Genomic DNA, 24,238 nt, shown 5'->3' on the forward strand with positions numbered 1-24,238 from the left:
GGCCGTGACCGGTTCAGACGGGCGACGCCGGGGCCAGGGACAGCGCGCGTCCGTCGGAGGCCAGCCGTCCGGACCAGCGGGCCAGCCGACTGGTGGGCACGAGCTGCCGGGGCAGACAACCCGGGTCGGCCTCGCGCAGCCGGGACAGAACCCACCAGGCGACGCGCGCCTGGAGATCGGCCACGGCCGCGGGGAACTCGGCCGGGAAGACCGGGGCCGACTCCTCGTCGCGTTCCCTGAAGAGGTCGGGCAGGCGCAGGGTCAGGTCGTCGCCGCGCTCCCGCTTCCTCAGCACGTCGGCCACCGCGTCCAGGGTCCGCACCGTCTCGGTGATCCGGACCCCGCTCTGGTAGCCGGCGCGGCCCGCGGCCGCCTCCTGCCGTTTCGCCCACCAGACGAGCGTGGACCGTGAGGGCCGGCAGAACACGATCCGGGCCGGGGAGTGCCGCAGCTGGTGCAGCGCCGGGCCGTCGAGACCGTCCTTCGCGGAGAACGCGTAGGGCCGTACCACGACCACGGCCGGCCAGGGCCTTCCGGCGAGATGCCGGTCCCGGATGTGGGCCGCCACCGAGGTCCACGCCGTGGTGCGTCCACCGACGAGATCCCGTCGTACGGGGACCAGCAGCCCGCTCTGCGCGACCTCGGTCAGTGAGCGCACAAGGACGTACTGGCGGCCGATCGCCTCCGCGAGCAGTGCGGCCGCCGTTCCGATCAGCTGGCGCCCGCCCACGAAAAGGAGTGTCGGCAGCGTGCCGTCGGGATCGGCGACGGGACCGGTGGAGGTGCCGGCCACCGGGTCCTGGACCAGGACCTGCGGTGCCTCGCCGGACGCCGTGCGCAGCCGGTCCCAGAGGCCGGTACCGGGGTCCCCCTGCCAGCTGTGCTCGCCTGCTGATCGCAGCGCCCTCTCGGTACGGGCCACCAGTTCCAGGCGGAGCGACCAGTACGCGGGGTGCATGGGCAGTTCCTCCGGGGTGGGCCGCCACTCCGCGGCCGCCGTCCGGGCCAGCTCCTCGGCCTGCGCGTAGGGCAGAGCGGTGTGGCCGGGACGCAGGGCGAAGTGGGCGACCTCATGACTGGGGCAGCGGTAGCGCCGCCCGGAGAAGATCCGGAAGACCTGGGCCTGGAAGCGCTCCGCGCCTTCGGGGTCGGCGAGCAGCGCGTCGACCGCGCGCAGGGGTGCGCCGAGGGCGGGGCCGCCCCCGGGGGCCTCCGGCAGGGCGAGCGGCAGCAGTCCGAGCGCGTGCAGGATGTCGTGCTCGGGAATCTGCGCGAGCCGGCCCAACTGGACGCAGAAACCCACCGGTACGGACTGGGTGCTGCCGTTCAGATAGCCGCGCACCGTGCCCTCGGACACCCCCAGCGCCTGCCCGACGGCACCCGCACCGGCCGCGCGCCGCTGGCCGCGCAGGGCGTTCAGACACTGCTCGATGACCTGCCGGGTGGCGTCGGGGTCGTCGAACGGACGGTGTGTCACGCGCTACCTCCACAGGTCGATGTCCCGGGCGGTCCCCTGTCCGGGCGGTTCCATGTCCGGGCGGTCCTTATCCGGGCGGTCCCTTGGCCGGGCGGTCCCTTGGCCGGGCGGTCCTTATCCGGGCGGTCCCTTGGCCGGGTGGTGCTTGTCCGGGCGGTCACTGTCCGGACGGTCCTTGTCCGGGCGGTCACTGTCCGGGCGGTCACTGTCCGAACGTCATTGTCCGGGCGGTCGGCGTCCCGGCGGTCCGTCGAGCCCGTACGGCCATGTATGCCCGCCCAGTCCGACCGGTACGGCAGACCGCACACCGCAGACGCCCCGAACGCTCGGCCGGCCGGGCCACGGACGCGAGTTCGTACGGCGGGCCCGGCCGCACCCCCGAACGGCCCATGGTGGAACGGCCTCCCCGCGCCACGGCTTTCCGCGCGGGAACCCGCGGGGAATCCGCGCTTCCTCGCGGTCGGGCTCCTGTTCGGCGGTCCGTGCGGTCTCCTACCGCCATAAGCGGACAAGTCGGCAGGTGAGGAAAGACAGGCATGGCTGGCATGACAGGCATACCCCGACGGCTGCGGCGCAGGACGGCAGCGCTCGTGGCGGACGTGAGACAGCAGCGCAACGTCGAGGCGTACACCGCGTTCCTCGTCGGACTCGTGGTCTCCGCGCTGAGCCTCGCCGACGCCGTGGCGCTCCACTTCCAGGTGGCCACCCTGCTGATGGGCGTGAACTTCCTCATCTTCAGCGCGGGACGCGCCAGGACCGCGGAAGGCCCGGCCCTGGACCGGGTGCTGCGCCGACGGGACGCCTTCCAGCCGTTCGGGGCGCTGCTGCCGGGCGTGGAGGACCTGCGCATCTACGGACCCACGGCGGCCCATGTCCTGCTGAACAACGCGGACATCCGCAAGCTGGTGCTGGCCAGGGGCGGTTCCGTGCGCTGTGTGGTCCTCGCGGAGGACGCGGCGGCGGTCTCGGGCGCGGCCCTGCAGCTCGACGACAGCGTCGACCTCGCCTCCACGCTCGCCCACTCGGCGGAGATCCTGCGCCGGCTCGCGCGTGAGCAGCCCGGTTTCGAGTTCCGCAGGCTGGCGGTGAACCCGGGGTTCAGCCTGCTGGTCGTCGACGCCCACCGCCGGGACGGCTACGCGATCGTCGAGCTGCACGGTTTCCAGGACGACAACATCGCCGACCGTATGCACCTCCGGATTTCCCGCGCCGAGTCGCCCGACTGGTTCGACTACTGGGTCGAGCGGTACGAGGCCATCTGGAAGGTCGCCCGCCCGGAGCCGCCGGACGGGGAGTCATGAGCGGCGCCGCGGAGGACGTCTTCGCGGGTGTCGTGGACCTTCTCGCCGGTCGGGGACCGGCGCACACCGTCTTCCTCACCGGCGCGGGCATCTCCATGGACGCGCCGTCGGGGCTTCCGTCCGGCCCTCTCCTGACCCGGCGGGCCTTCGACTCCTTCTTCCTGCCCGGCGTTCTGGAGGAGATCCGGGAGCTGCACGCGGCGCTCGGGTGGTCGCGGCCGCCGGGCTGCCCGCTCGACCGGTCCACGCCGAGGTCGGCCGTGGCGTCCGTGGCGTCCGTGGTGGCCGTGCCGGCCGATCCCCGGCTGGAGACCGTCCTGGGCGCCGTGGTGCGGGCCTGCGCGGGCACCGCGGTCAGGCCGATGGAGGTGCTGGCCGACGTCCGGGCCGCGCGGCCCAACGCGGCGCACGACTTCTTCGCCCGGCATCTCGCCGCCGGCGGGCGGCACATCACGGCCAACTTCGACGACTGCGTCGAACGGCGGCACCGCGCGATGACCGGCGTCCTGCCGAAGGACGGTCTGGTGCAGCACTTCCACCACTCCTTCGCCGGGAACCCCGACGGCACGGGGCTGGGCGCGACGCTCGCCGGCATCGAGGGCGGCCTGGGCGCGGACCACGAGAGACAGCTGCGGCTGACGCTCGGCGCCCATCGCTTCCTGGTCGTCTGCGGTTACTCGGGCAGCGACTTCTTCGACGTCGACGCGGCCGTAGCCCAGTGGCCTGCGGGCACCCTGGCCGGACTGCGGGCGGTGTGGATCAGCCATCACGTCGACCCCGCCCACCCCTGGCACGAGGTGCCCCACGACGACCCCTCGGTCCCCCGGCTGGTGGGGTTGCTGGCGACGGCCGGCGCCCAGGTGACCGTCGTATGCGGACACACCGCCCTGCTGTACGGGGCGCTGAGGCGGCGCTGGCGTCTGGGTCCGGAGCCCTCGGCGCCCGCGCCCGCACCCGCGCCCGCGGTGCTCCGGCTCGCTGCGGACGACCCGCTCCGCGCCGCCTGCACGTTCGTCCTCAGCCGTGAGCTCGGTCTGCACCGGCGGGTGGGGGCCATGCTCGCCGACGGCCGGGCTCTGACCGCCGTGACCGGCGAGGAACAGTGGTGGGCGCGCTCCGAGTGGCTGTGGGAGCAGGGCCGTTGGCGCGAGCTGCGCCGGATGTGGCGGCGGGAGACCCCCGGCGGACCGCGCGGCGCCCTGGCCGCCGCCCGTGCCGAGCGGATCGGCGCCTGTCTGTGGGTCCAGGGGCGCCTGCTGCCCGCGTACGGGTGGCTGTTCCTGCGACGACTGCGGTACCGGCCCGGGAGCGTCGAGCACACGATGCTCAGCGAGACCCTGGGCCGGGTGGTCGAGCACATGACGTACACCCCGGAACTGCGGTTCCTCGGACGGCGTCTGGCCCGCCGGCACCGCGCGGACCTCGGGGTCCCCTCGCGGACGGCCGGGGTGTCCCTGCACGCCACCCGCAGCGATCTGGCGGACAGCCTGAGCCGGATCGACTCCGGTGAGCCGCGCGGCACGTACGCCACCCGGGGCCCGGCCGAGACGGTCTTCGAGGCCGGGAACCTGCTCGCCTGGCTCAGTTACCGGCACCGGCGGCTGCGCGACGGCCACCGAAGCGGCGGCTCCGACGCCGAACTGGCCGCGCGCTACCACGAACTGTCCGCTCTCTACACCCTGCTCGGCTCCACGGCGGGCGCCGCCCGCACCGTGCTGCTGCCCGGAGCGGACCGGGTCTTCACCCCCCGCGCCTACTGGCGGCACGTCCGGTCCGTGCAGTACGCGCCCTGGCACCGCTTCCGGCTGCTGGCCCGCTACGCGGCCTCCATGGCTGCCCGACACCTCACCAGAACCCGCCGGTACGGGCGGAGAAGGGAACCGAGATGAGCACCACCCGACGGCCGCCCTGGGATCCGCAGGAGCCGCACCACCCGAGAACCCGGCGGGATCCGGGCAACCGCGGCCCCCGCCCCGAGCCCCTTCAGCCGCCCCCTGCCCTGCCGCCCCTTCGCATCCCGCCGGCCCCCGGCCCGCCCCGGACCTGTGGAACCTCGACGCCCCCTACGCCGGTCCTCCGACCTTCCCCGCTCCCCACTCCTCCCGCCCCTGGTACCTCACCTGGGGCGCCGAACGCGCCGGCCGCGGCGCCCTCGCCCGTCATGTCTGCTCGGTGCGGGAAGGCCAGAACTGCACGGCCCGCTCCGGCGAGCAGGCGCCCACCGACCTGTTCTGCTCGGGGAACAGCTTTCTGCCGTTCAGCGGCGCCTCGGCCGGCGCCCGGCGCCTCCTGCTCTCCGTCCTCGCGCTGCTGCTGCCGACGTCCGTCAGCGCGAGCGCCCACCTGCACAGCGCGCTTCCGCTGCTGGTGCCGGCGCTCGGCTGCGCCGCCCTGTTCACCCTGGCACCGCTGCGTCTCTACCCGACCACGCGACGCGTCGCCGCGGTGCTGCTGGTGCTGGCCTGTGGGGTCGGCGGAGCGGCCCACTGGGGCGGTGCGACCGTGCGCAGGGTCGTGCTCACCTCGGCGCTGGGGGCGGCGGCCCTGCTGTGGGCCTGGTGCGCGGGCCGTATCGCCTGGTACGGCGGCTGGAGCGGGCTCGCCCCCCGCGCGTCGGCCCGCCGGACCCGTGCTCCGGCGCCTTCGGAGCCGTCCCCGGACGACCGGCACGAGCCGTGGATGCTGCCGGGCGCGCTGACCTTCGGTTCGGCGACCGCCGTGCTGCCGGTCCTGATGATCCGGGCCGCGCTGCGGTACGCCCCCGACGGCCTGCTCTGGGACCCGCCGCAGGCCGTGCGCCTGTGGCTGGACCGGGCGCCCTGGCTCGGTGTCCTGGGCGCTCTGCTCACGGCCGCCCTGGCCGGTTTCGTCCATGGCTTCAGGACGTTCGACCCCGTGGTGACCCCGCTGCTCGGGCGTCCGCGGCCGCTGCCGGTGTTCGCGGTGAGCCGGCCGCGCTGGCGGCTGAGGCCGGCGTCCGGCACCGGTCCGCTCGACCATCTCGCGCAGCTCATCGAGGCCATGCTCCACCAAGTGGCGGGGCTCGTCGTGACCCTGGGGGCGATCGTCCTCAACATCCTGATCATGTCGGCGGAGCTGACGCTCCGGGCCGTGGTGCTGGTGGTCAACCTGGTCTGGCGGGTGCTGGTCCATGTGACCCGGCTGCTGGTGTCGGCGCTGGGCCGGGCACTGGGCGTGCTCGCCGAGGCGGCGGTGCTGGGCTGCGGTGCCGTGCTCCGGTCGACCCGGGTGGTCGTGGTCCCGCTCCTGCTGCTGGGGGTGCAGTCGCTGTGCGCGTGGTCGTTCGCCGCCTCGGGCAGCGCCTACGAGGAGAGCGGCGCCCTCACCGAACTGGCGGTCGCGCTGGGCGCGCCGGCGGCCGGGTACGCGGCGGCCGTCGGCACCTGGTCGCTGTGGTGCGGAGAACGCCTTCGCCCCTGCCTGGGCTCGGCGTTCCGCACCGGGCAGACCGTCGCCGTGTGGACGGCGGTCCTCGTTCCCGTCACGTCGTGGATCGTCTGCGCGCCGCACTGGATCACCGGGGGCCCTGTGACGCCCGGCTGGGTCTTCTACGGCAGCACGGCCCTGCTCCTCGGGGCGCTCGCGGTATGGGCGATCCGCGGTCGGCCGGGGGCCGGGAAACGCTCCACCGGCTGACGCTTCGGGCCAGGAGCTGGGGTTTTCCGGTTTTCCGGGGTTTCTCCGAGCTGAGGGGAAGAGCGTTGCCGGCCTGTCGCGCCGGGCCCTACAACGGTCACGGAACCTGCGCAGGGCTTTCCGACCAGGAACAGCGAACCCGTCAGCGAGGAGAGCCCCATGAACATGAGCGTCGTCCCCGGCCGCCGCCAGCCCGACGAGCCCGAGGAGAAGCCGGGCAGCGCCACGTAGGCGACGGCCCCCGGGCCGGTCCGGCGGACCCTGCCGCGGACGCCCTGCGTCCGCCCGGTCCCGTACGGCGGTGCACGCCCCTCCGTGACGGGTCCCGCCCTCGTCACGGAGCGGCCGGGTGGGCTGCGGATACCGTGATCCCATGCGCGACGACGACCCCCGCCCCGGCTTCCCGGACCGACGGCTGAGCACCAAGGAGGCCGCCGAACTGCTCGGCGTGAAACCCGAGACCGTGTACGCGTACGTGAGCCGCGGTCAGCTGAGCAGCAGACGCACACCCGGCGGCCGGGGCAGCACCTTCGAGGCCGCGGAGGTCGAGGCGCTCGCGCGGCGCAACAGGCGGGACGCCGCCGGGAGTCCGGCCTCCGGCGGGGAGCCGTCCGTGCGGACCCGGCTCACCCTCATAGACGAGGACCGGTACTACTACCGGGGCGTCGACGCGACCGAACTGGCGGCCCGGCATCCGTACGAGGAGGTCGCGGAGTGGCTGTGGACCGGACGGATGCGCCCCGGCACCGCCTTCACCGCGCCCGCCGCCTCCGTCGAGGCCGCCCGCCGCGCGGTCGACGCGCTGCCCGAACACAGCGGCCCCACCGACCGGTTGCGGGTCGCCGCCGTCGCCGCGGCCGTCGCCGACCCGCTGCGGTTCGACCTGGCCGAGGAGGCCGTGCTCGGCACCGCGCGCATCCTGATCCCCACCCTCGTCGCCGCCCTGCCCCGTCGGCGGTCCGGCCACCGCGACGAGGGCTCCCTGGCCCGGCGCCTGTGGGCGCGGCTCACCGTGCGTCCCGTGGACGAGGCGAAGCTGCGGGTCCTGGACACGGCGCTCGGTCTGCTCGTCGACCACGACCTGGCCGCCTCGACACTCGCGGTGCGGGTCGCCGCCTCGGCCCGCGCGCACCCGTACGCGGCCGTCTCGGCGGGACTGGGCGTCATCGAGGGGCCCCTGCACGGCGCCGCGAGCGGGCTCGCGCACCGGCTGCTGGACGAGGTGCTCGACCTGGGCGACGCGGGTCCGGTGATCGCCCAGGAGCTGCGGGCCGGCCGCCGCGTCCCCGGCCTCGGCCATCGGCTCTACGCCGGGGAGGACCCACGCGCGCGTGCCCTGTTCACCCTTCTGGAGGAGATTCCCGATGCCGCGCCCGCCCTGGCCGCCGCCCGCGACGTCGTGGCCACGACCGCCCGCCACGCGCCTCTGCACGCCAACGTCGATCTGGCGCTCGGCGTCCTGACCGCCTCCTTCGGCATGGAGCCCGCGGCGGGCGAGACGATCTTCGCCGTGGCCCGGACGGCGGGATGGATCGCCCACGCGCTGGAGGAGTACGGCGAGCGACCCCTGCGCATGCGCCCCAGCGGGCACTACGTGGGTCAGAAACCACCCCGGCGCCTCCCCTAGGACGAGTCTCCGGACGCACGCGAAGACGTACGGGAAGACGCACGCGAAGACGTACGGGAAGACGCACGGGAAAGCGTCCGACGGCACGTTCCTGCTCCCGACCTGCGCGAAGACCGAACCCACAGCCCCGTCCCGCGGACTCCACAGCGATCCACAGCCGCCGCGGGAGGTGCGACGCGCCAAGTCAGGTTAGGCTCACCTCTGTGAGTACGTGCGCGACCGACTCGCGGAACCTCGGCGAGCCCATGCCCGGAACCGCGGCCACCGCCTCGACCTGGCTCCTGCTGGAGCAGGCCGGTCCGTGGGGTGCCAAGGCGCTCACCTCGAGCCACCTGGACCCCGTGCTGGGCCGCGCCCTGGAGGCGGCCGCCAAGGACACGGGCGTGCGCATCGCGCTCATCCGCCGCCCGGGCCGGCACGCCGACCCCGGTATGCCGCCTCCCGTACGGCAGGTGTACGCGGCCCACACCGCGCCGGGCGACGTCTGGCTGCGCACCGCCACGACCACCGACCCCCGGCGGCTGCTCGATCTCGACTTCGCCGCGCTCGGCCGGGGCGACCACCACACCTTCGACCGCGCGCTCGGCGGCGGCCCTCACCGGGGTGACCCGCTCGCGCTCGTCTGCACCAACGGCAAGCGCGACCGCTGCTGCGCCCTGCTGGGCCGCCCGCTCGCGGCCGAGCTGGCCGCCTCGGGCGTCGAGGGCGTGTGGGAGGTCACTCATCTGGGCGGCCATCGCTTCTCCCCGACGGTCCTGGTCCTGCCGCACGGCTACGTGTACGGCCGTGCCGAGGCCCACACCGTCAAGGAGGTCCTGCGCGGCGTACGGGAGGGACGCGTCGTGGTGGACGGCTGCCGCGGGCGTTCGGCCTGGGAGCGGCCCGCGCAGGCGGCGGAGCTGGCCGTGCGCCGGGCCACCGGCGAGGACCGGGCCGAGGCTCTGGACGTCGTCCTCACCACCGGCGAGGCGCCCCGCTGGGAGGTGACCGTCGCGCACACCGACGGGCGCCACTGGAGGGTCGTCGTGACCCAGGGCGCGGCGCTGCCGCCGCGTCCGGAGAGCTGTGGGGCGTCGGTCCTCGGGGCGCCCGCGCGGATGGACGTGGTGGCGGTGCGCGAACTGGCGGTGGCGGTGGCCGGCTGAGACAGCCGCGTCCCCCGTGGATCGCGCCCCGGACGAAGCCCGGCCGAACCGTTTCCTCTTGAGCCGGTCAAGAGATCCACACCACACACCCCTACGGCTGCACCGGCCCGCCCACGTACCGTCTTGGGTATGAGCCCCACTCCCCCCGCCCGTCGCCTGCGCCTCGGCATGCCGAAGCGCGTGTTCTCGCAGGTGCTGCTGATGCAGCTGGCGATCGCCGCGGGAGTCGTGGTGCTCGCGACCGGTCTGTTCCTCGCCCCGCTCAGCGCCCAGCTGGACGACCAGGCGATGCGCCGCGCCCTCGCCATCGCCCAGACGACGGCGGCGGTGCCCCAGATCGCCGAGGACCTGCGGAGCACACCGCCCACGGTGGACGGCCCCGTGCAGCGCGAGGCGGAACGGATCCGCAAGGCCAGCGACGCGGAGTACGTCGTCGTCATGGACCTCCACGGCACCCGCTGGTCGCACCCGGAGCTCAAGGAGGTCGGCGGCCATGTCTCGACGTCGCCGGACAGGGCCCTGGCCGGCCAGGACGTGATGGAGATCGACAGCGGCACCCTGGGCCGCTCGGCCCGCGGCAAGGTGCCCCTGCGCGACGACGACGGCAGGATCATCGGGGCGGTCTCGGTCGGCATCGAGTACGACAGCGTGCGCGCCCGTCTGATCCATGCCATCCCGGGCCTCTTCGCGTACGCGGGCGGCGCGCTCGCCGTGGGCGCGCTGGCCGCCTGGCTGATCTCCCGGCGGGTCCAGCGACAGACCCGTGACCTGGCCTTCTCCGATATCTCGGCCCTTCTCGCGGAGCGCGAGGCGATGCTGCACGGCATCCGGGAGGGCGTGGTCGCGCTGGACCGGACCGGCCGCGTCCGGCTGCTCAACGACGAGGCGCAGCGGCTCCTGGGCATCGGCGACGAGGTGGTGGGCCGCTCGCCCGACGAGGCGCTCGGCGAGGGACGTACGGCCGATGTGCTGGCCGGCCGGGTGACCGGCACCGACCTGATCGCCGTACGCGGACAGCGCGTCCTGGTCGTCACCCGGATGCCCACCGACGACGGCGGCGCCGTGGCCACCCTGCGCGACCGCACCGAACTGGAGCAGCTCGGCCGCGAACTCGACTCCACACGCGGGCTGATCGACGCGCTGCGCGCCCAGGACCACGAGCACGCCAACCGAATGCACACACTCCTCGGCCTGCTCGAACTGGAGATGTACGACGACGCCGTGGACTTCGTCGGAGAGGTGGTCGGCGATCACCGCGCGACCTCGGAGCAGGTGACCGAGAAGATCGAGGACCCGCTGCTCGCCGCCCTGCTGGTCGGCAAGGCGACCGTCGCGGCCGAGCGCGGGGTCGCGCTGTGGGTCTCCGACGGCACCCGGCTCCCGGACCGGCTGGTCGACCCGCGCGGGCTCGTGACGGTCGTCGGCAACCTGGTGGACAACGCGCTCGACGCCGTCGCCGGCACCCCGCACGCGCGCGTGGAGGTCGAACTGCGCGCGGAGGGCCGTACCGCCGTCCTGCGGGTCCGGGACACCGGCCCCGGAATCCCCGCCGAGCAGCGGGAACTCGTCTTCACCGAGGGCTGGTCCACGAAAAAGCCACCCGCCCACGGGAAACGCGGCATCGGGCTCTCGCTGGTGCGCAGACTCGCCGAGCGCCAGGGCGGCAGCGCCACCGTGGACGAGGCCGCCGGCGGGGGCGCCGAGTTCACCGTCGTCCTGCCGGAGGCGCTGGCCGGCCCCGACCTGGAACCCGTACTGACCGCACCGGCGAACAGCGCCGTCGAGGAGGAGTCGCGATGATCGAGGTCCTGGTCGTGGACGACGACACCAGGGTCGCCCGGGTCAACGCCGCCTACGTCGAGAAGGTGCCCGGCTTCCATGTCGCCGCCGAGGCCCACAGCGCCGCCGAGGCGCTGCGCCAGCTGGAGGCGCTGCCGCGGCTCGACCTGATCCTGCTGGACCACTACCTGCCCGACGAGACGGGTCTCGAGGTCGTCCAGGAGATGCGGCGGCGCGGCCACCAGACCGATGTGATCATGGTGACGGCGGCGCGGGACGTCTCGACCGTGCAGGCCGCGATGCGTCAGGGCGCCCTGCAGTACCTGGTGAAGCCGTTCAACTTCGCGGGCCTGCGCGCCAAGCTGGAGGCGTACGCCGATCTGCGACGCACGCTCGACGGCGGCGGTGAGGCCGAACAGGCCGACGTCGACCGGATCTTCGGCGCGCTGTCCGCCTCGTCCGAGCCCGGACTGCCCAAGGGGCACTCCCCCACCACCGCCGAACTGGTCCGCCAGTCCCTGATGAACGCCGACGGGCCCCTGTCGGCCCAGGAGATCGCCGACCGGACCGGCGTGAGCCGCCAGACCGCCCAGCGCTATCTGAAGCTCCTGGAGCGCACCGGACGGGCCCGGCTCACGCTGAAGTACGGCGACGCGGGCCGCCCGGAACACCGTTACGTGTGGGCGACCCGCGCCTGAGGCACGGCGGGAGGGGCCGTCAGCCGGCCGCCTTCTCGACGAACTCCGTGGTGTAGGTCTTGCTCAGATCGACGTCCGCCTTCTGGATGTTGGGGTTGAACGCCTTGAGGACCTTCTCCACGGTCTCGGGGCCGCCCTCGGGCATCACGCCGTCCTTGGTGAACATCGGCAGTGTGCTCTTGATGGCCACCGCGTACAGCGTCTTGTTGCCCTGCGAGTAGTCGGCCGGCATCTTGTCGGCGATCTGGCTGGCGCTGTGGGTGGACATCCACTTGAGCGTCTTGACGAACGCATTGGCCAACTTCTGGACGGTGTCCTTGTGACCGTTGACCCAGTCCGTCTGCATGTACAGGCTCGACGAGGGGTACGGCCCGCCGAGCGCCTCCACCGATCCCTGCGGGGTGCGCATGTCGAGGAGGACCTTCCCGGCCTTCTTGTCGAGGATGTTCGCGACGGTCGGGTCGGTCGTCATGCCCGCGTCGATGGCGCCCTTCTCCAGCGCCGAGATGAACGTCGGTCCCGCCCCCACCGCGACGGGGGTGAAGTCGCTGACCTTCACACCGTTCTTGACGGCGAGGTACTTGGTGAGGAAGTCGGTCGAGGAGCCGAGACCGGTCACACCGAGCTTCTTGCCCTTGAAGTCCTCGGGCGAGGTGATCTTGCCCTCCGCCTTGGTGGAGACGATCTCCACCTCGCCGGGCGCGTGCGAGAACTGCACGACGGACTCGACGGCCTTGCCCTTCACCTGCAGGTCGAGCGTGTGGTCGTAGAAGCCGACGGCGCCCTGGACCTGGCCGGAGACGAGCGCGGTCTCGGCCTGCACACCGGCCGGCTCGCTCAGCAGCTCGACGTCGAGGCCCTCGGCGTCGAAGTAGCCGAGGCGCTGGGTGAGCATCGCGGGCAGGTAGATGACCTTGTCCAGGCCACCGACCATGATCTTGACCTTCGTCCCCTTGCCGTCCCCTCCGGAGCCGGTGGAGGCGGTGCTCGCCGCGTCGTTGGCGCAGGCGGTGAGCGAGGAGAGGGCGAGGAGGCCGGCGGCGGCCAGGGCGGTGTGTCTGGCGGAGGAGCGCATGGCGGGTTCACGTCCTTGTGAGAGGGGTGGTGGTGCGGGGTGGAACGGCCGGGATCGGAAGCGGCGGGGATCGTTCGACGACGGGGTCAGCTGTCGGAGCCCGACGGCTTCCACCGGAAGATGCGGCGCTCGGCGAAGGTGAGCAGCCCCTCGGCGACGAGGGCCACGACGGCGAGGATGACCATCGCCGCGTACACGCCGGCCGCGTTGAACGTGCCCTGGGACTGGGCGACGAGCAGACCGATGCCCTTGGTGGCGCCGATGTACTCGCCGACGATCGCACCGATGAGGGCGAAGCCGAAGCTCACATGCAGGCTGGTGAAGATCCAGGAGGTGGCGGAGGGGATGACGACCTGAAGCGTCACCCTGCGGTCGCTCGCGCCGAGGATGCGGGCGTTGGCGACGAGGTTGCGGTCGACTTCGCGGGCGCCCTGGAAGGCGTTGAAGAAGACGGGGAAGAACACCAGGACGACGGCCGAGGCGACCTTGGAGGCGGGGCCGAGACCGAACCAGATCACGAAGATGGGCGCCAGGACGATACGGGGGATCGAGTTGAGCACCTTGATGTATGGACCAAGGACATCGGCGAGGAAGCTGATCCGCCCGAGCGCGATCCCGCACACGACACCGGCGACCACACCGATGACCCAGCCGAGCAGCGCCTCGTAGAGCGTGTACCAGATCTGCTCGCCGAGGGAGCCGAGCGCGGTCCCGTGGGTGATCCAGGTCCAGATCTGGTCCCAGATCCTGGAGGGCATCGAGAAGTTGAACGGATCGATGGCCTTGGCCCGGGAGAGCCCTTCCCACAGCGCGAGGACGGCCACCAGGAGCAGGACCCGGGAGGTACCGACCACGATCTTGCGTCTGCGGGCGGCACGCGCGCGGGAGTGGGCGCGGTCCGGTGCCTTGACCGCGTCCGCGACGGGCGTGCTGAGGACGTCAGGCGACATGAGCGGCACCTCTTTCGCGGGTGATGCGGACCTCTTCGCCGAGGGACTCCCAGATCTCGCGGTAGATCTCGATGAACCGCGGCTCCAGACGCACCGACTCGACCTTGCGCGGGCGCGGCAGATCGATGTCGAAGATCTGCTTGACGGTGGCCGGACCCGCGGTCATGACCACGACCTTGTCGGCCAGCGCGATGGACTCCTCCAGGTCGTGGGTGACGAAGACGACCGAGGCGCCCGTGCCCTCCCACAGCTCCAGGAGCTCGTCCGACATCAGGGCCCTCGTCTGCACGTCGAGCGCCGAGAACGGCTCGTCCATCAGCAGGATCTCGGGGTCGTTGACGAAGGTGGCGGCGAGGGCGACCCGCTTGCGCTGACCGCCGGAGAGCTGGTGCGGGTAGCGGTCCTCGAAGGCGGCGAGCCCGACCCGCGCCAGCCACTCACGGGCCTTCTGCCGGGCCTCCGCCTTGGGCACGCCGCGGAAGCGGGGGCCCGCCATGACGTTGGACAGGACCGTGCGCCACGGGAAGGTGGCGTCCTGCTGGAAGACGAAGCCGACCTTGTCGCCGACCCCGCGCACCGGCTGCCCGGCGACCAGCACCTCGCCCCGGGTCGGCTCCTCCAGCCCGCTGACCAGGGTCAACGTGGTCGACTTGCCGCAACCGGTCGGTCCGACGACGGCCACGAACTCTCCGCGCCCGACGGTGAGGTCGAGATCCCGGACGGCCGTGTGCAGGCCCCCCGAGGGGGTCCTGAAGACCTTGCTCGCGCCCCGCAGCTCGATGGCGGGGCTGGTGTGTGCGCTCATGGCCGGGGACGGTAGATGTGAGCCGGGACACGGCATCAGCCTTGTGGGCGCATGCGCTTCTTTTGCTTGCAAGAGGCTGTTGTGCTCGTTTTGCGCGCGTTACAACAGCGGAGCCGAACATGGGCTGCACGCCCTCCAGGCCTTGACGGAGAGAGGCCCGATGATTGACGTCCTGGTCGTGGACGACGACTTCCGCGTCGCAGAGATCAACGCCAAGTACGTGGGGAAGGTTCCCGGCTTCCGGGTGGCCGCCCGCGCGCACAGCGCCGCCCAGGCGCTGGCCGCCGTGCAGCGCGGAACCATCGACCTGGTCCTGCTCGACCACTACCTCCCGGACGGGACCGGTCTCGAACTGGTGCACAGAATGCGGGACCAGGGCCATGGCACCGACGTCATCATGATCACAGCCGCCGGCGACGTCGGCACCGTGCAGACCGCGATGCGTCTGGGCGCGCTGCACTACCTGGTGAAACCGTTCACCTTCGCCGCGCTGCGCGCCCGCCTGGACTCCTACGCGGCCCTGCGCCGCACGGTGGACCGGGTCGGCGGCCGGGGCGTCGCCGGCCAGGAACAGGTCGACCGGATCTTCGGTGCCCTGCGCACCGCACCGGCCCCGTCGTCCCCCGGCCTGCCGACCGGCCACTCGGAGCCGACGACGGACCTGATCTGCGCCGTCCTGCATCGCGCCGACCACCCGCTCTCGGCCCACGAGGTGGCCGCCGAGACCGGCCTGAGCCGCTCCACGGCCCAGCGCTACCTCCGCCACCTGGAACAGGCCGGCCGCCTGCGCCTCTCGCTCAAGTACGGCGACACCGGCCGCCCCGAACACCGCTACGCCTGGGTGGCGCCCTGACGGCCCGGCTCCGCCGGATCTCCTACGACGACGCAGGCGCCCGGGGCCACACGTCCCGAGCCGCCGTGACTTCCACGACGCCGACCGCACCCCGGGTCAGACGGCTCCGGCCCCCGTCAACGACCGCACCTCGGTCTCCGCGTGTCTGGCCTCGTCCGGGACCTCGGCCGAGGTGACCGTGCCGAGCCAGCCCGCGAGGAATCCCAGCGGGATCGACACCAGGCCGGGGTTCTGCAGGGGGAAGTACTGGAAGTCCACGTCCGGGAAGAGCGACTCGGGACTGCCCGACACCACCGGCGACAGCACCACCAGCACCAGCGCCGGCACCAGTCCGCCGTACACCGCCCATACCGCGCCCCGGGTGGTGAAGCCCCGCCAGAACAGGGAGTACAACAGCACCGGAAGATTCGCGGACGCCGCGACCGCGAACGCCAGCCCCACCAGAAAGGCGACATTGAGACCGCGGGCCAGCAGCCCCAGGGCGATCGCGACCACGCCGATGCCCACGGCCGCGATCCGCGCCACCGCCACCTCGCTGCGGACCTTCGCCGAGCCGCGGCGCAACGAGGCGTACAGATCGTGCGCCACCGACGCCGAGGAGGCGAGCGTGATCCCGGCGACCACGGCGAGGATCGTCGCGAACGCGATCGCCGCCACGAACGCGAACAGCACCGTGCCGACCGTCGAGTCGGCACCGCCGCCCAGATCGAGCGCCAGCAGCGGCACCGCGGTGTTCCCGGCCGCGTTCGCACCACGCACCGTCTCCGGCCCGAGGATCGCCGCCGCCCCGAACCCGAGGACGATCGTCATCAGATAGAAACCGCCGATGAGTCCGATCGCCCAGACTGTGGACCGCCGGGCGGCCCGCGCGGTCGGCACCGTGTAGAAGCGCGACAGGATGTGCGGCAGCCCGGCCGTGCCCAGGACCAGCGCCAGCCCGAGGCTGATGAAGTCGAAGCGGGCGGTCCAGTCCCCGCCGTACTTCAGCCCGGGCGCCAGGAACGCGGCACCGTGTCCACTGCGCTCGGCCGCCGTGAGCAGCAGCCTGTCGACATCCCCGTGGAAACGCACCAGCACGAGCACCGTGAGCGCGATCGTGCCGCCGAGCAGCAGCACCGCCTTCACGATCTGAATCCATGTGGTGGCCCGCATCCCTCCCAACGACACATAGATCACCATGAGCGCCCCCACCCCGATGACGGCCCACGCCCCGGCCGCCTCCCCGGTGTTCCCGAGCAGCAGCGCGACCAGGCTGCCCGCCCCCACCATCTGCGCCACCAGATAGAGAACGGACACGGTGACCGAGGAGGTTCCCGCCGCGATCCGCACCGGCCGCTCGCTCATCCGTGCCGCGACGACATCGGCGAGGGTGAACCGCCCGCAGTTGCGCACCAGTTCGGCGACGAGGAACAGCACCACCAGCCAGGCCACGAGAAAGCCGACCACATACAGCAGCCCGTCGTAGCCGAAGAGCGCGATGAGACCCGTGACACCGAGGAAGGAGGCGGCCGACATGTAGTCCCCCGCGATGGCGAACCCATTCTCCATCGGGGAGAACAACCGCCCTCCCGCGTAGAACTCCTCCTCGGAGCCCTGCCGGTTGCGGCTCACCCAGGTCGTGATCCCCAAGGTGACCGCGACGAAGGCGCTGAACAGCGCCAACGCCAGCGCCTGATGGTGTTCGGTCACAACGCACCGCCCCTCGCCCCGCGCGTCAGCTCCTGGGTGTCCCAGCGCAGTTCGAGCGCCGCACGGTCCCGGCGCAGCCGCGCGTGCCGGGCGTAGGCCCAGGTGAGCAGGAACGTCGTGAGGAACTGCCCGAGCCCTGCCACCAGGCCCACGTTCACCGCGCCCACCACCGGCCGCGCCATGAACCGGGGTGCGGCCGTCGCCGTCACGACATAGCCCACGTACCAGAGGAAGAACCCCACGAACGCCGGCCCCACGAACCGTCGATAGCGGCTGCGCACTTCCTGGAAGGCGGCGCTGCGCTGCACCTCGAGATAGACCTGGGCCGCCGCCACGGCCCTGTCCTCCCGCTCCCGGCGCGCCGTCGGCACCCCGGCCCCGTACGTACCCCCGGCGGCCGTCGTGCCCCGCTCACCCCAGCCCGACGCGAGCGCGTCGTACCACGGGTCCTCGTAGCGCACCCCACCCGGCACCTCGGCGGACTCCGGGCCCCGGCTGTGACGGTGCTCGCCGGATCTCTCAGGACCGTCCCCGCCGCCGCGGGCACGGCTGTTGCTTGACTGCATGCCCAAGGATGGACAGAACGGGAAGACCCCCGGCTCTCCTTCCCTGTCTGCTTCACCCCATCAGGTGACGAAAAGACCATTCATCCCGTCGGAGGTCGTACCAGCCCCTTTCCGTACGCGTAACGCACCGCCTGGGCGCGGTCCTTGAGTCCCGTCTTGGTGAACATGTTGTTGATGTGGGTCTTCACCGTCGCCGTGGACACCTGGAGTCTGCGGGCGATCTCCTGGTTGCTGAGTCCCTCGGCGATCAGCGTCAGCACCTCCGTCTCCCGGGTGGTAAGCCCGTCCGGCGGAGCGGCGGGCGCCTCGGGTTCCGGCTCGGGCGCCGACAGGCGCTCCAGCAGGCGCCGCTGGACACTCGGCGACAGCCCCGCGTCGCCGGACAGCACACTGTGCACGGCCCGCACGATCTCGTCCCCGCCGGCGTCCTTCGTGAGATACCCCCGCGCGCCTGCCCGCAGCGCCGGGAACAGGGACTCGTCGTCGGCGTACGTCGTGAGCACGACGACCTGGGTACCGGGATGCTCGGCCCGGATCCGCCGCGTCGCCTCCACCCCGTCGCAGCGGGGCATCCGCAGATCCATCAGCACCACGTCCGGGGCCAGTTGGGCGACGAGCCGGACGGCCTCGTCGCCGTCCCCCGCGGCCCCCACGACCTCCACTCCGGGAAGCAGCCCGAGCAGCATCACGATGCCCTCGCGGACGACGGTCTGGTCGTCCGCGACCACCACTGTGGCCGGCTTCCGCTCACCCGTCTCCGTCATACCGGCACCCTCAGCGTCACCACGAACCCTTCCTCGTCCGGCCCGGCGTCCAGCGACCCGCCCAGCAGCTCGGCGCGCTCACGCATCCCCAGCAGACCGTACCCGCCGCCGGCCTCGGCGAGTTCGCCCGGCGGACCTCCCGAGTCCCGCACGTCCAGGATCACTTCACGGGGTTCGTACGCCAGCCGCACCCGCACTTTCGCGCCCGGCGCGTGCTTGCGGACGTTCGTCAGTGCCTCCTGGGCGACCCTGCGCACGGCCTGCGACGCCTCGGCGGGCAGTGCTCTGCGATCACCCACGACGGTGACCTCGGCACCGTGGGCCGCTCGGACGAGATCGGTCAGGAAGTCCTCGAGCGGCGTCAGATCACCGCGCAGCGCGGACAGCGCATGGCGGGTCTCGTCGAGGCCGTCGCGCGCCATGCCCCGGGCCGCCACCACCCGTTCGAGGATCTGCTCGCGGTCCGCGCCCCGCTCGATCAGCAGCCGGGCGGCTTCCAGATGCACCAGTTGCGCCGAGAGGCTGTGAGCCAGCACGTCATGGATCTCCCGGGCGATACGGGCCCGCTCGGCGAGTGCGGCCGACTCCGCCTCGGCGGCCCGCGCCGCGCGCTCCTGGGCGAGCAGTCTCTGCGCGTTGCCACGCGCCTCGGCGTCCAGACGCAGGGCGTATCCGGCGAGCCCCATGCCCCCGATCGTGGCAGCGGTCGTCAGCCACACGTCGTCGTTGACCGCGGCGAAGGCGGCGAGACCGACCGAGGCCACCGGCAGCGCGGCTCCCAGGGGCAGTCGCTCCAGCGCCGCGATCGCGCATCCGCACCACAGGACGAGGGCCGGGGTGCGGAACCCGGCAGCCTGAGCGCCGACCGCGAGCCCCAGCAGCATGAGGGCGAGCACCAGCGACGGCCACAGCCGATGCCTGAGCGTCGTCTGGAAGAAGCCCCAGGCCAGCGCGCCCGCGAGGAGGACCCCACCGATCCCGGCGACCGCGACCCAGCCGTGGATACGGCTGTCGTGGAAGGCGCTCCACAGCAGCGCCCCGAGTGCCACCAACCGAATCGCCCAGGCCAGGAGGCGCCTTGGCCGCGTGAGCTCCTTGCGGCCCAGCGCCTCCCGGGAGGGCCAGCGGGTCCAGGCGTTCTCCGTCACACGCGCTCCTTCCACGCGGACCGGGCCACCTGCTCACCGTAGTACGCCGTGCCCTCGTGCACGGGGGTGCGGTGCACGGACCCCACGCGCCATACGAGGAGCGCGGAACGGACCAGCAGGGTGCCGGCCAGCGCCAGCAGCAGGGCGGAGCTGTCCTGACGGATCCCCAGGAGGGCGCCCAGGGCGAACAGGCCGACCCGCAGACCGATGCCGACGAGCCAGACCGCCACGCTCGCTCCGGTGCTCTTGCTCCACACCGCGCCGTCCGGCTCCACCCATATGCGGGTGGTCCAGGCCCAGCCGGCTCCGGTGACCAGGGCGACCAGCAGTTCCGCGCCGAGTATCAGGGCCGACGCGGTGGCATGGCGGGGGTCGAGCAGGTGGGGCCCGCGCAGGGCCATGACGGCCAGGATCCCGGGCAGGAGCCACCACCGCCGGTCCGCGTCGAGCCGGCTTGTGCGGAACTGGCGCGCGATCACCAGGGCGGCCACGACCACGATCACCAGCGCGTCGATCAGCCCGGACATCACAGCCTCCGTGAGCGAGTAGGGGGTGCCGACAGCGAGTGCTGCCGACGCCTACGACGCTACGGATTCGCGCAGCTCAGCGGATCGGAGCCAGGGTGGATCACGGGTGGATCCCCGCGGTCACGGCGCTCCACCCTCGGGTGGAGGGCCCCCGAGGAGAGCATGGCGGCAAGCCGACGGGGGCGCGATTCCACCCGGAACCGAGCCCCCGTCGCAGCGATCGTCCAGCAACCGGTGGCTACGCGTCGATGCGCGACCGGTCCAGCGTCGCCGCCGAGCTGGAGATGAACTCCTTGCGCGGCGCCACGTCGTTGCCCATGAGCAGGTCGAACACCTGCTCGGCAGCCTCCAGGTCGGACAGGTTGATGCGGCGCAGGGTCCGGTGGCGCGGATCCATCGTCGTCTCGGCCAGCTGGTCGGCGTCCATCTCGCCGAGACCCTTGTAGCGCTGGATCGAGTCCTTGTACCGGACGCCCTTGCTCTGGAACTCCATGAGCTTGTCGCGCAGCTCACGGTCCGAGTAGGTGTACACGTACTTGTCCTGGCCCCGCTTGGGCTGGACGAGCTCGATACGGTGCAGCGGCGGCACCGCGGCGAACACCCGGCCGGCCTCGACCATGGGCCGCATGTAGCGGTGGAACAGCGTCAGCAGCAGCGTCCGGATGTGCGAGCCGTCCACATCGGCGTCGGTCATCATGATGATCTTGCCGTAGCGGGCGGCGTCGATGTCGAAGGTGCGCCCCGAGCCCGCCCCTATGACCTGGATGATCGCGCCGCACTCGGCGTTCTTGAGCATGTCGGTCACGGACGACTTCTGGACGTTGAGGATCTTGCCCCGGATCGGCAGCAGCGCCTGGAACTCGGAGTTCCGGGCCAGCTTGGCGGTACCGAGCGCGGAGTCTCCCTCGACGATGAAGAGCTCGCTGCGGTCGACGTCGTCGCTGCGGCAGTCGGCGAGCTTGGCCGGCAGCGAGGAGGACTCCAGGGCCGTCTTGCGGCGCTGGGCGTCCTTGTGCTGGCGCGCCGCGATCCGCGTACGGGCGGCGGCGACGGCCTTCTCCATGACCACCCGGGCCTGGGCGGCGTCGTCGCGCTTGGTGGAGGTCAGGAACGCCTTGAGTTCCTTGGCGATCACGGTGTTCACGATGCGCCGGGCCGCCGAGGTGCCGAGGACCTCCTTGGTCTGCCCCTCGAACTGGGGCTCGGCGAGACGGACGGTGACGACCGCGGTCAGGCCTTCGAGGGCGTCGTCCTTGACGATGTCGTCCTCGGCGACGCGCAGCAGCTTCTTGGCGCGCAGGACCTCGTTGAGCGTGCCGGTGACGGCCGTCTCGAAGCCGGCGACATGCGTACCGCCCTTGGGGGTGGCGATGATGTTCACGAACGACTTCATGGTCGTGTCGTAGCCCGTGCCCCACCGCATGGCGACGTCGACCTCGAGTTCGCGGGTGACCTGGGTGGGGGTCATCTGCCCGTGCTCGTCCAGGACGGGGACGGTCTCCCTGAAGGTGCCCTGCCCGGTGAAGCGGAGGACGTCGCAGACGGCCTTGTCGGTGGCCAGGTACTCGCAGAACTCGCTGATGCCGCCGTCGAAGCGGAAGGACTCCTCACCCTTGCTGCCGCCCTCGCCGAGACCGTACTCGTCGCGGACGACGATGGTCAGGCCCGGCACCAGGAACGCGGTCTGGCGGGCGCGCGCGTGGAGGTTCTCCAGGGAGAGCTTGGCGTCCTTGAGGAAGATCTGGCGGTCGGCCCAGTACCGCACGCGCGTGCCGGTGCGGGTCCTGGCGATCTTCTTGGCCTTGCGCAGGCCGCTCTCGGCCTCGAACCTGGCGTCGGGACCGACCGAGGCGAAGGCGCCCGGCACACCGCGCCGGAAGCTGATCGCGTGCGTGTGGCCGCCGCGGTCCACCTCGACGTCGAGGCGGGCCGAGAGGGCGTTGACGACGGAGGCGCCGACGCCGTGGAGGCCGCCGGAGGCGGCGTAGGAGCCGCCGCCGAACTTGCCGCCGGCGTGCAGCTTGGTCATGACGACCTCGACGCCGGACAGGCCGGTCTTGGGCTCGACGTCGACCGGGATGCCCCGGCCGTTGTCGCGCACCTCGACCGAGGCGTCGTCGTGGAGGATCACCTCGATGTGGTCGCAGTAGCCCCCGAGGGCCTCGTCCACGGAGTTGTCGATGATCTCCCAGAGGCAGTGCATCAGACCACGACTGTCGGTGGATCCGATGTACATGCCCGGGCGCTTCCGCACGGCCTCGAGGCCCTCGAGGACGAGCAGGTGCCGCGCGGTGTAGTTGGAACCGTCCCGGTCTGCTCCTGCCAGCAGCGCTGTGGACGGCACGGACGTTTCGGCGGTCACGCGGTTCGCTCCTCGCTGAATTTCAGGTGGGGCCCTTCTGGGTAAGGGCGCGGCTTCTTTCGCCGCCAAGAGGGTACCGAGGCCTGGTAGAGCCGTTGTCACGCCACCCTCGTCTGAAACTCAGACTAGTCCAGAGTCGTATGCGTGTTCGATCCCTCGTTGGAGTGAAGTACATATCACGTTCCCTTCGAGGCATGAACCATTTAGGCTCCGGGCACGTCCTCATGAACAAACCGGCAATCCAGCCGGGGAGGATCGAGACCATGACCGACAGCGCGAAACCGTAAGCACCACAGAGACGCAATACGGCACATTCGCCGCCAAACCGGCAGCAGACGGCCACCTCGAAGATTTTTTTCGGGGAGAAGCCACGAGCGGGAACGTTTTGGGGCTGGTTGGATGTTGACCCTGGTACGACAGCTCGTCGAGCTAGAGAAGAGGCGACGTGACTACTGTTCTGACCCCCGCGAGCCCGCTGACGGCCGCTGACCGCTGCGACCGCTGCGGCGCCCAGGCGTACGTGCGCGTGGTCCTGCTCAGCGGCGGAGAACTGCTCTTCTGCGCCCACCACGGCCGCAAGTTCGAGCCGGAACTCAAGAAGATCGCCGCTGAGATACAGGACGAGACGGAGCGGCTCACGACCGTTCCTGCATCCGCCTCCGACGAAGAGCGCTGATCCGACGCGTCCACGACGAGCCACAGCCGGCTCAGGCCGGTGCGCGGGCGGCGGTCCCTGGAAACAGGGGCCGCCGCCCGTTCTCGTGGCTGTCTGATCCGCCGAGGAGCCGGCACAGGCCGGCGGGGGCGGAGAACCCTCAGTGACGGGCGGAACCGGCACAGGCGCCGTCAGGAGGCCTGTGCGGTCCCGTGCGGAGCCCCGCCCCGGCCGAGTGCCCGGACGATCTCGGAGACCCGGGTGTAGACCCCCGGATTCCCGGGCCGCCCGCAGCCGCTGCCCCACGACACGAGACCGATCAGACGGCCCTGTGCGACCAGCGGCCCGCCGCTGTCCCCCTGGCAGGCGTCCCGCCCACCGCGTTCCTCCCCGGCGCACACCATGCTCGCGGAGAGGTACCTTCCGTCCGCGGAGCCCGGATACGCCCGCTCACAGAGCGCGTCGGCCAGCACATGGACGTGGGCGGCCCGCAGCCGACGGGGATAGGCGCCGAACCCCGTGGTGTCGCCCCAGCCGGTGATCACGGCCTCCGTCCCCGGCCGGTACGCCATGTCGCCCGGTCCGGCCATGCCGATGGCCGAAGCCTCCGGAAGGGGCTCGGCGAGCGTGAGCACGGCGAAGTCGCCGGCGTTGGTCGCGCTGTCGTAGGCCGGATTCACCCAGGTCTCCCGGACGGCGATCTCCCGGCCCTGGTCCGAGTAGAGGTCCGTACGACCCACGACGACCCTCAGGTCCCCGGCCCGGTTCGGCGGTGCCCCCAGGACGTCCTCGGCCACGCAGTGGGCCGCGGTGACGACGGTCGTGGGGCCCACCACGACGCCGCCGCAGAACTGTCCCGACCGCATACCTCCGAACCGGTCACGGCTCGACAGCGCGACCGTCCAGGGGCTCTGGGCGGCTTCGACGGGGAATCCGCCCAGGACGACGTCGGAGGCCGCGGGGGCGGCGGACAGCAGCGGTATGGCCACCGCCGTGGCCGCCAGTGCCAATGGCCGGGCCAGCGCCCGGACAAAGCGACGACGCATGCACACTCCTCACTCCGAAGTGATCGATGAACACCCAGAGTGATCCAGTGTGCGACACCCCGCACCCGCGCGCCCACGCCGAAGGCCCGGCTCCCCCGAGGGGAACCGGGCCTT

General features: G+C 72.2%; 20 protein-coding genes. 9 read left to right on the plus strand and 11 right to left on the minus strand.

Annotated features, from left to right (window positions below; genetic code table 11):
* Positions 1-13: 13 nt before the first annotated feature.
* Positions 14-1,477, minus strand: a complete 1,464-nt coding sequence (locus OG852_RS13945; RefSeq protein ID WP_133914054.1) for a hypothetical protein — start codon at positions 1,475-1,477, stop codon at positions 14-16.
* A gap of 536 nt (positions 1,478-2,013) precedes the next feature.
* Between OG852_RS13945 and OG852_RS13950 the strand changes: the two genes are divergently transcribed.
* The 7 genes from OG852_RS13950 to OG852_RS13980 all read left to right on the plus strand — a co-directional run bounded on the left by OG852_RS13950 (position 2,014) and on the right by OG852_RS13980 (position 11,684).
* Entirely contained in the window at positions 2,014-2,778 is a 765-nt protein-coding gene (locus tag OG852_RS13950) for a hypothetical protein (protein ID WP_133914053.1), read from the plus strand.
* Positions 2,775-4,667: a hypothetical protein gene (locus tag OG852_RS13955; RefSeq protein ID WP_133914052.1), complete on the plus strand. Its 1,893-nt coding sequence runs from the start codon at positions 2,775-2,777 to the stop codon at positions 4,665-4,667. The genes OG852_RS13950 and OG852_RS13955 overlap by 4 nt, the downstream gene beginning before the upstream one ends.
* Positions 4,668-4,950: 283 nt before the next feature.
* On the plus strand, positions 4,951-6,435 hold the full coding sequence (locus OG852_RS13960; RefSeq protein WP_133914051.1) for a hypothetical protein: 1,485 nt from the start codon (positions 4,951-4,953) through the stop codon (positions 6,433-6,435).
* Between the two features lie 373 nt (positions 6,436-6,808).
* Complete coding sequence (locus OG852_RS13965) at positions 6,809-8,062, plus strand: citrate/2-methylcitrate synthase (protein ID WP_133914050.1); 1,254 nt, start codon at positions 6,809-6,811, stop codon at positions 8,060-8,062.
* 203 nt (positions 8,063-8,265) lie between these two features.
* Positions 8,266-9,207: a sucrase ferredoxin gene (locus tag OG852_RS13970; RefSeq protein WP_330348085.1), complete on the plus strand. Its 942-nt coding sequence runs from the start codon at positions 8,266-8,268 to the stop codon at positions 9,205-9,207.
* A gap of 129 nt (positions 9,208-9,336) precedes the next feature.
* Positions 9,337-11,007 (plus strand): sensor histidine kinase, encoded by a 1,671-nt coding sequence (locus OG852_RS13975; RefSeq protein WP_330348086.1) that lies wholly within the window; start codon positions 9,337-9,339, stop codon positions 11,005-11,007.
* Complete coding sequence (locus OG852_RS13980; protein ID WP_330348087.1) at positions 11,004-11,684, plus strand: response regulator; 681 nt, start codon at positions 11,004-11,006, stop codon at positions 11,682-11,684. Before OG852_RS13975 ends, OG852_RS13980 begins: the two co-directional genes overlap by 4 nt.
* 19 nt (positions 11,685-11,703) lie before the next feature.
* Here OG852_RS13980 and OG852_RS13985 read toward each other — a convergent pair whose 3' ends face one another.
* The 3 genes from OG852_RS13985 to OG852_RS13995 all read right to left on the minus strand — a co-directional run bounded on the left by OG852_RS13985 (position 11,704) and on the right by OG852_RS13995 (position 14,514).
* Entirely contained in the window at positions 11,704-12,759 is a 1,056-nt protein-coding gene (locus OG852_RS13985) for an ABC transporter substrate-binding protein (protein ID WP_330348088.1), read from the minus strand.
* Positions 12,760-12,845: 86 nt separating this feature from the next.
* Positions 12,846-13,709, minus strand: a complete 864-nt coding sequence (locus OG852_RS13990) for an ABC transporter permease (RefSeq protein ID WP_330348089.1) — start codon at positions 13,707-13,709, stop codon at positions 12,846-12,848.
* Positions 13,699-14,514 carry an ABC transporter ATP-binding protein gene (locus OG852_RS13995; RefSeq protein ID WP_133914044.1) on the minus strand — a complete coding sequence of 272 codons (816 nt, stop codon included), beginning with the start codon at positions 14,512-14,514 and terminating at the stop codon, positions 13,699-13,701. The genes OG852_RS13990 and OG852_RS13995 overlap by 11 nt, the downstream gene beginning before the upstream one ends.
* A gap of 160 nt (positions 14,515-14,674) precedes the next feature.
* On the opposite strand from OG852_RS13995, the gene OG852_RS14000 reads away from it, so the two are divergent.
* The gene (locus OG852_RS14000; protein ID WP_133914043.1) at positions 14,675-15,367 is read left to right on the plus strand and encodes a response regulator; all 693 of its coding nucleotides are present in this window, start codon (positions 14,675-14,677) and stop codon (positions 15,365-15,367) included.
* A gap of 96 nt (positions 15,368-15,463) precedes the next feature.
* Here OG852_RS14000 and OG852_RS14005 read toward each other — a convergent pair whose 3' ends face one another.
* The 6 genes from OG852_RS14005 to OG852_RS14030 all read right to left on the minus strand — a co-directional run bounded on the left by OG852_RS14005 (position 15,464) and on the right by OG852_RS14030 (position 22,423).
* Positions 15,464-17,056, minus strand: coding sequence for a solute symporter family protein (locus OG852_RS14005; RefSeq protein ID WP_133914042.1), 1,593 nt, complete (start codon positions 17,054-17,056; stop codon positions 15,464-15,466).
* Positions 17,053-17,622 carry a DUF485 domain-containing protein gene (locus OG852_RS14010; RefSeq protein WP_330348090.1) on the minus strand — a complete coding sequence of 190 codons (570 nt, stop codon included), beginning with the start codon at positions 17,620-17,622 and terminating at the stop codon, positions 17,053-17,055. Before OG852_RS14010 ends, OG852_RS14005 begins: the two co-directional genes overlap by 4 nt.
* An 80-nt stretch (positions 17,623-17,702) precedes the next feature.
* Positions 17,703-18,386, minus strand: a complete 684-nt coding sequence (locus OG852_RS14015; protein WP_133914040.1) for a response regulator — start codon at positions 18,384-18,386, stop codon at positions 17,703-17,705.
* Complete coding sequence (locus tag OG852_RS14020) at positions 18,383-19,534, minus strand: sensor histidine kinase (protein WP_330348091.1); 1,152 nt, start codon at positions 19,532-19,534, stop codon at positions 18,383-18,385. The genes OG852_RS14015 and OG852_RS14020 overlap by 4 nt, the downstream gene beginning before the upstream one ends.
* Entirely contained in the window at positions 19,531-20,061 is a 531-nt protein-coding gene (locus OG852_RS14025; protein WP_330348092.1) for a DUF1453 domain-containing protein, read from the minus strand. Before OG852_RS14025 ends, OG852_RS14020 begins: the two co-directional genes overlap by 4 nt.
* A gap of 238 nt (positions 20,062-20,299) precedes the next feature.
* The gene (locus tag OG852_RS14030) at positions 20,300-22,423 is read right to left on the minus strand and encodes a DNA gyrase/topoisomerase IV subunit B (protein ID WP_133914037.1); all 2,124 of its coding nucleotides are present in this window, start codon (positions 22,421-22,423) and stop codon (positions 20,300-20,302) included.
* A gap of 445 nt (positions 22,424-22,868) precedes the next feature.
* Here OG852_RS14030 and OG852_RS14035 point away from each other — a divergent pair, with 445 nt between their 5' ends.
* Entirely contained in the window at positions 22,869-23,099 is a 231-nt protein-coding gene (locus OG852_RS14035; RefSeq protein ID WP_067247462.1) for a DUF7455 domain-containing protein, read from the plus strand.
* Between the two features lie 170 nt (positions 23,100-23,269).
* Here OG852_RS14035 and OG852_RS14040 read toward each other — a convergent pair whose 3' ends face one another.
* Complete coding sequence (locus OG852_RS14040; RefSeq protein WP_330348093.1) at positions 23,270-24,124, minus strand: S1 family peptidase; 855 nt, start codon at positions 24,122-24,124, stop codon at positions 23,270-23,272.
* Positions 24,125-24,238: the final 114 nt, after the last annotated feature.

This window comes from Streptomyces sp. NBC_00582, from assembly GCF_036345155.1.
In the GTDB taxonomy this organism is placed as follows: domain Bacteria; phylum Actinomycetota; class Actinomycetes; order Streptomycetales; family Streptomycetaceae; genus Streptomyces.

Bases quoted from the DNA above. Each gene is read 5' to 3' on its own strand.
- OG852_RS13950 (WP_133914053.1), top strand. From the start codon at position 2,014: ATGGCTGGCATGACAGGCATACCCCGACGGCTGCGGCGCAGGACGGCA.
- OG852_RS14000 (WP_133914043.1), top strand. From the start codon at position 14,675: ATGATTGACGTCCTGGTCGTGGACGACGACTTCCGCGTCGCAGAGATC.
- OG852_RS14040 (WP_330348093.1), bottom strand. From the start codon at position 24,124: ATGCGTCGTCGCTTTGTCCGGGCGCTGGCCCGGCCATTGGCACTGGCG.
- OG852_RS13995 (WP_133914044.1), bottom strand. From the start codon at position 14,514: ATGAGCGCACACACCAGCCCCGCCATCGAGCTGCGGGGCGCGAGCAAG.
- OG852_RS14015 (WP_133914040.1), bottom strand. From the start codon at position 18,386: ATGACGGAGACGGGTGAGCGGAAGCCGGCCACAGTGGTGGTCGCGGAC.
- OG852_RS13955 (WP_133914052.1), top strand. From the start codon at position 2,775: ATGAGCGGCGCCGCGGAGGACGTCTTCGCGGGTGTCGTGGACCTTCTC.
- OG852_RS14010 (WP_330348090.1), bottom strand. From the start codon at position 17,622: ATGCAGTCAAGCAACAGCCGTGCCCGCGGCGGCGGGGACGGTCCTGAG.
- OG852_RS13980 (WP_330348087.1), top strand. From the start codon at position 11,004: ATGATCGAGGTCCTGGTCGTGGACGACGACACCAGGGTCGCCCGGGTC.
- OG852_RS13990 (WP_330348089.1), bottom strand. From the start codon at position 13,709: ATGTCGCCTGACGTCCTCAGCACGCCCGTCGCGGACGCGGTCAAGGCA.
- OG852_RS13985 (WP_330348088.1), bottom strand. From the start codon at position 12,759: ATGCGCTCCTCCGCCAGACACACCGCCCTGGCCGCCGCCGGCCTCCTC.
- OG852_RS14025 (WP_330348092.1), bottom strand. From the start codon at position 20,061: ATGTCCGGGCTGATCGACGCGCTGGTGATCGTGGTCGTGGCCGCCCTG.
- OG852_RS13975 (WP_330348086.1), top strand. From the start codon at position 9,337: ATGAGCCCCACTCCCCCCGCCCGTCGCCTGCGCCTCGGCATGCCGAAG.
- OG852_RS13965 (WP_133914050.1), top strand. From the start codon at position 6,809: ATGCGCGACGACGACCCCCGCCCCGGCTTCCCGGACCGACGGCTGAGC.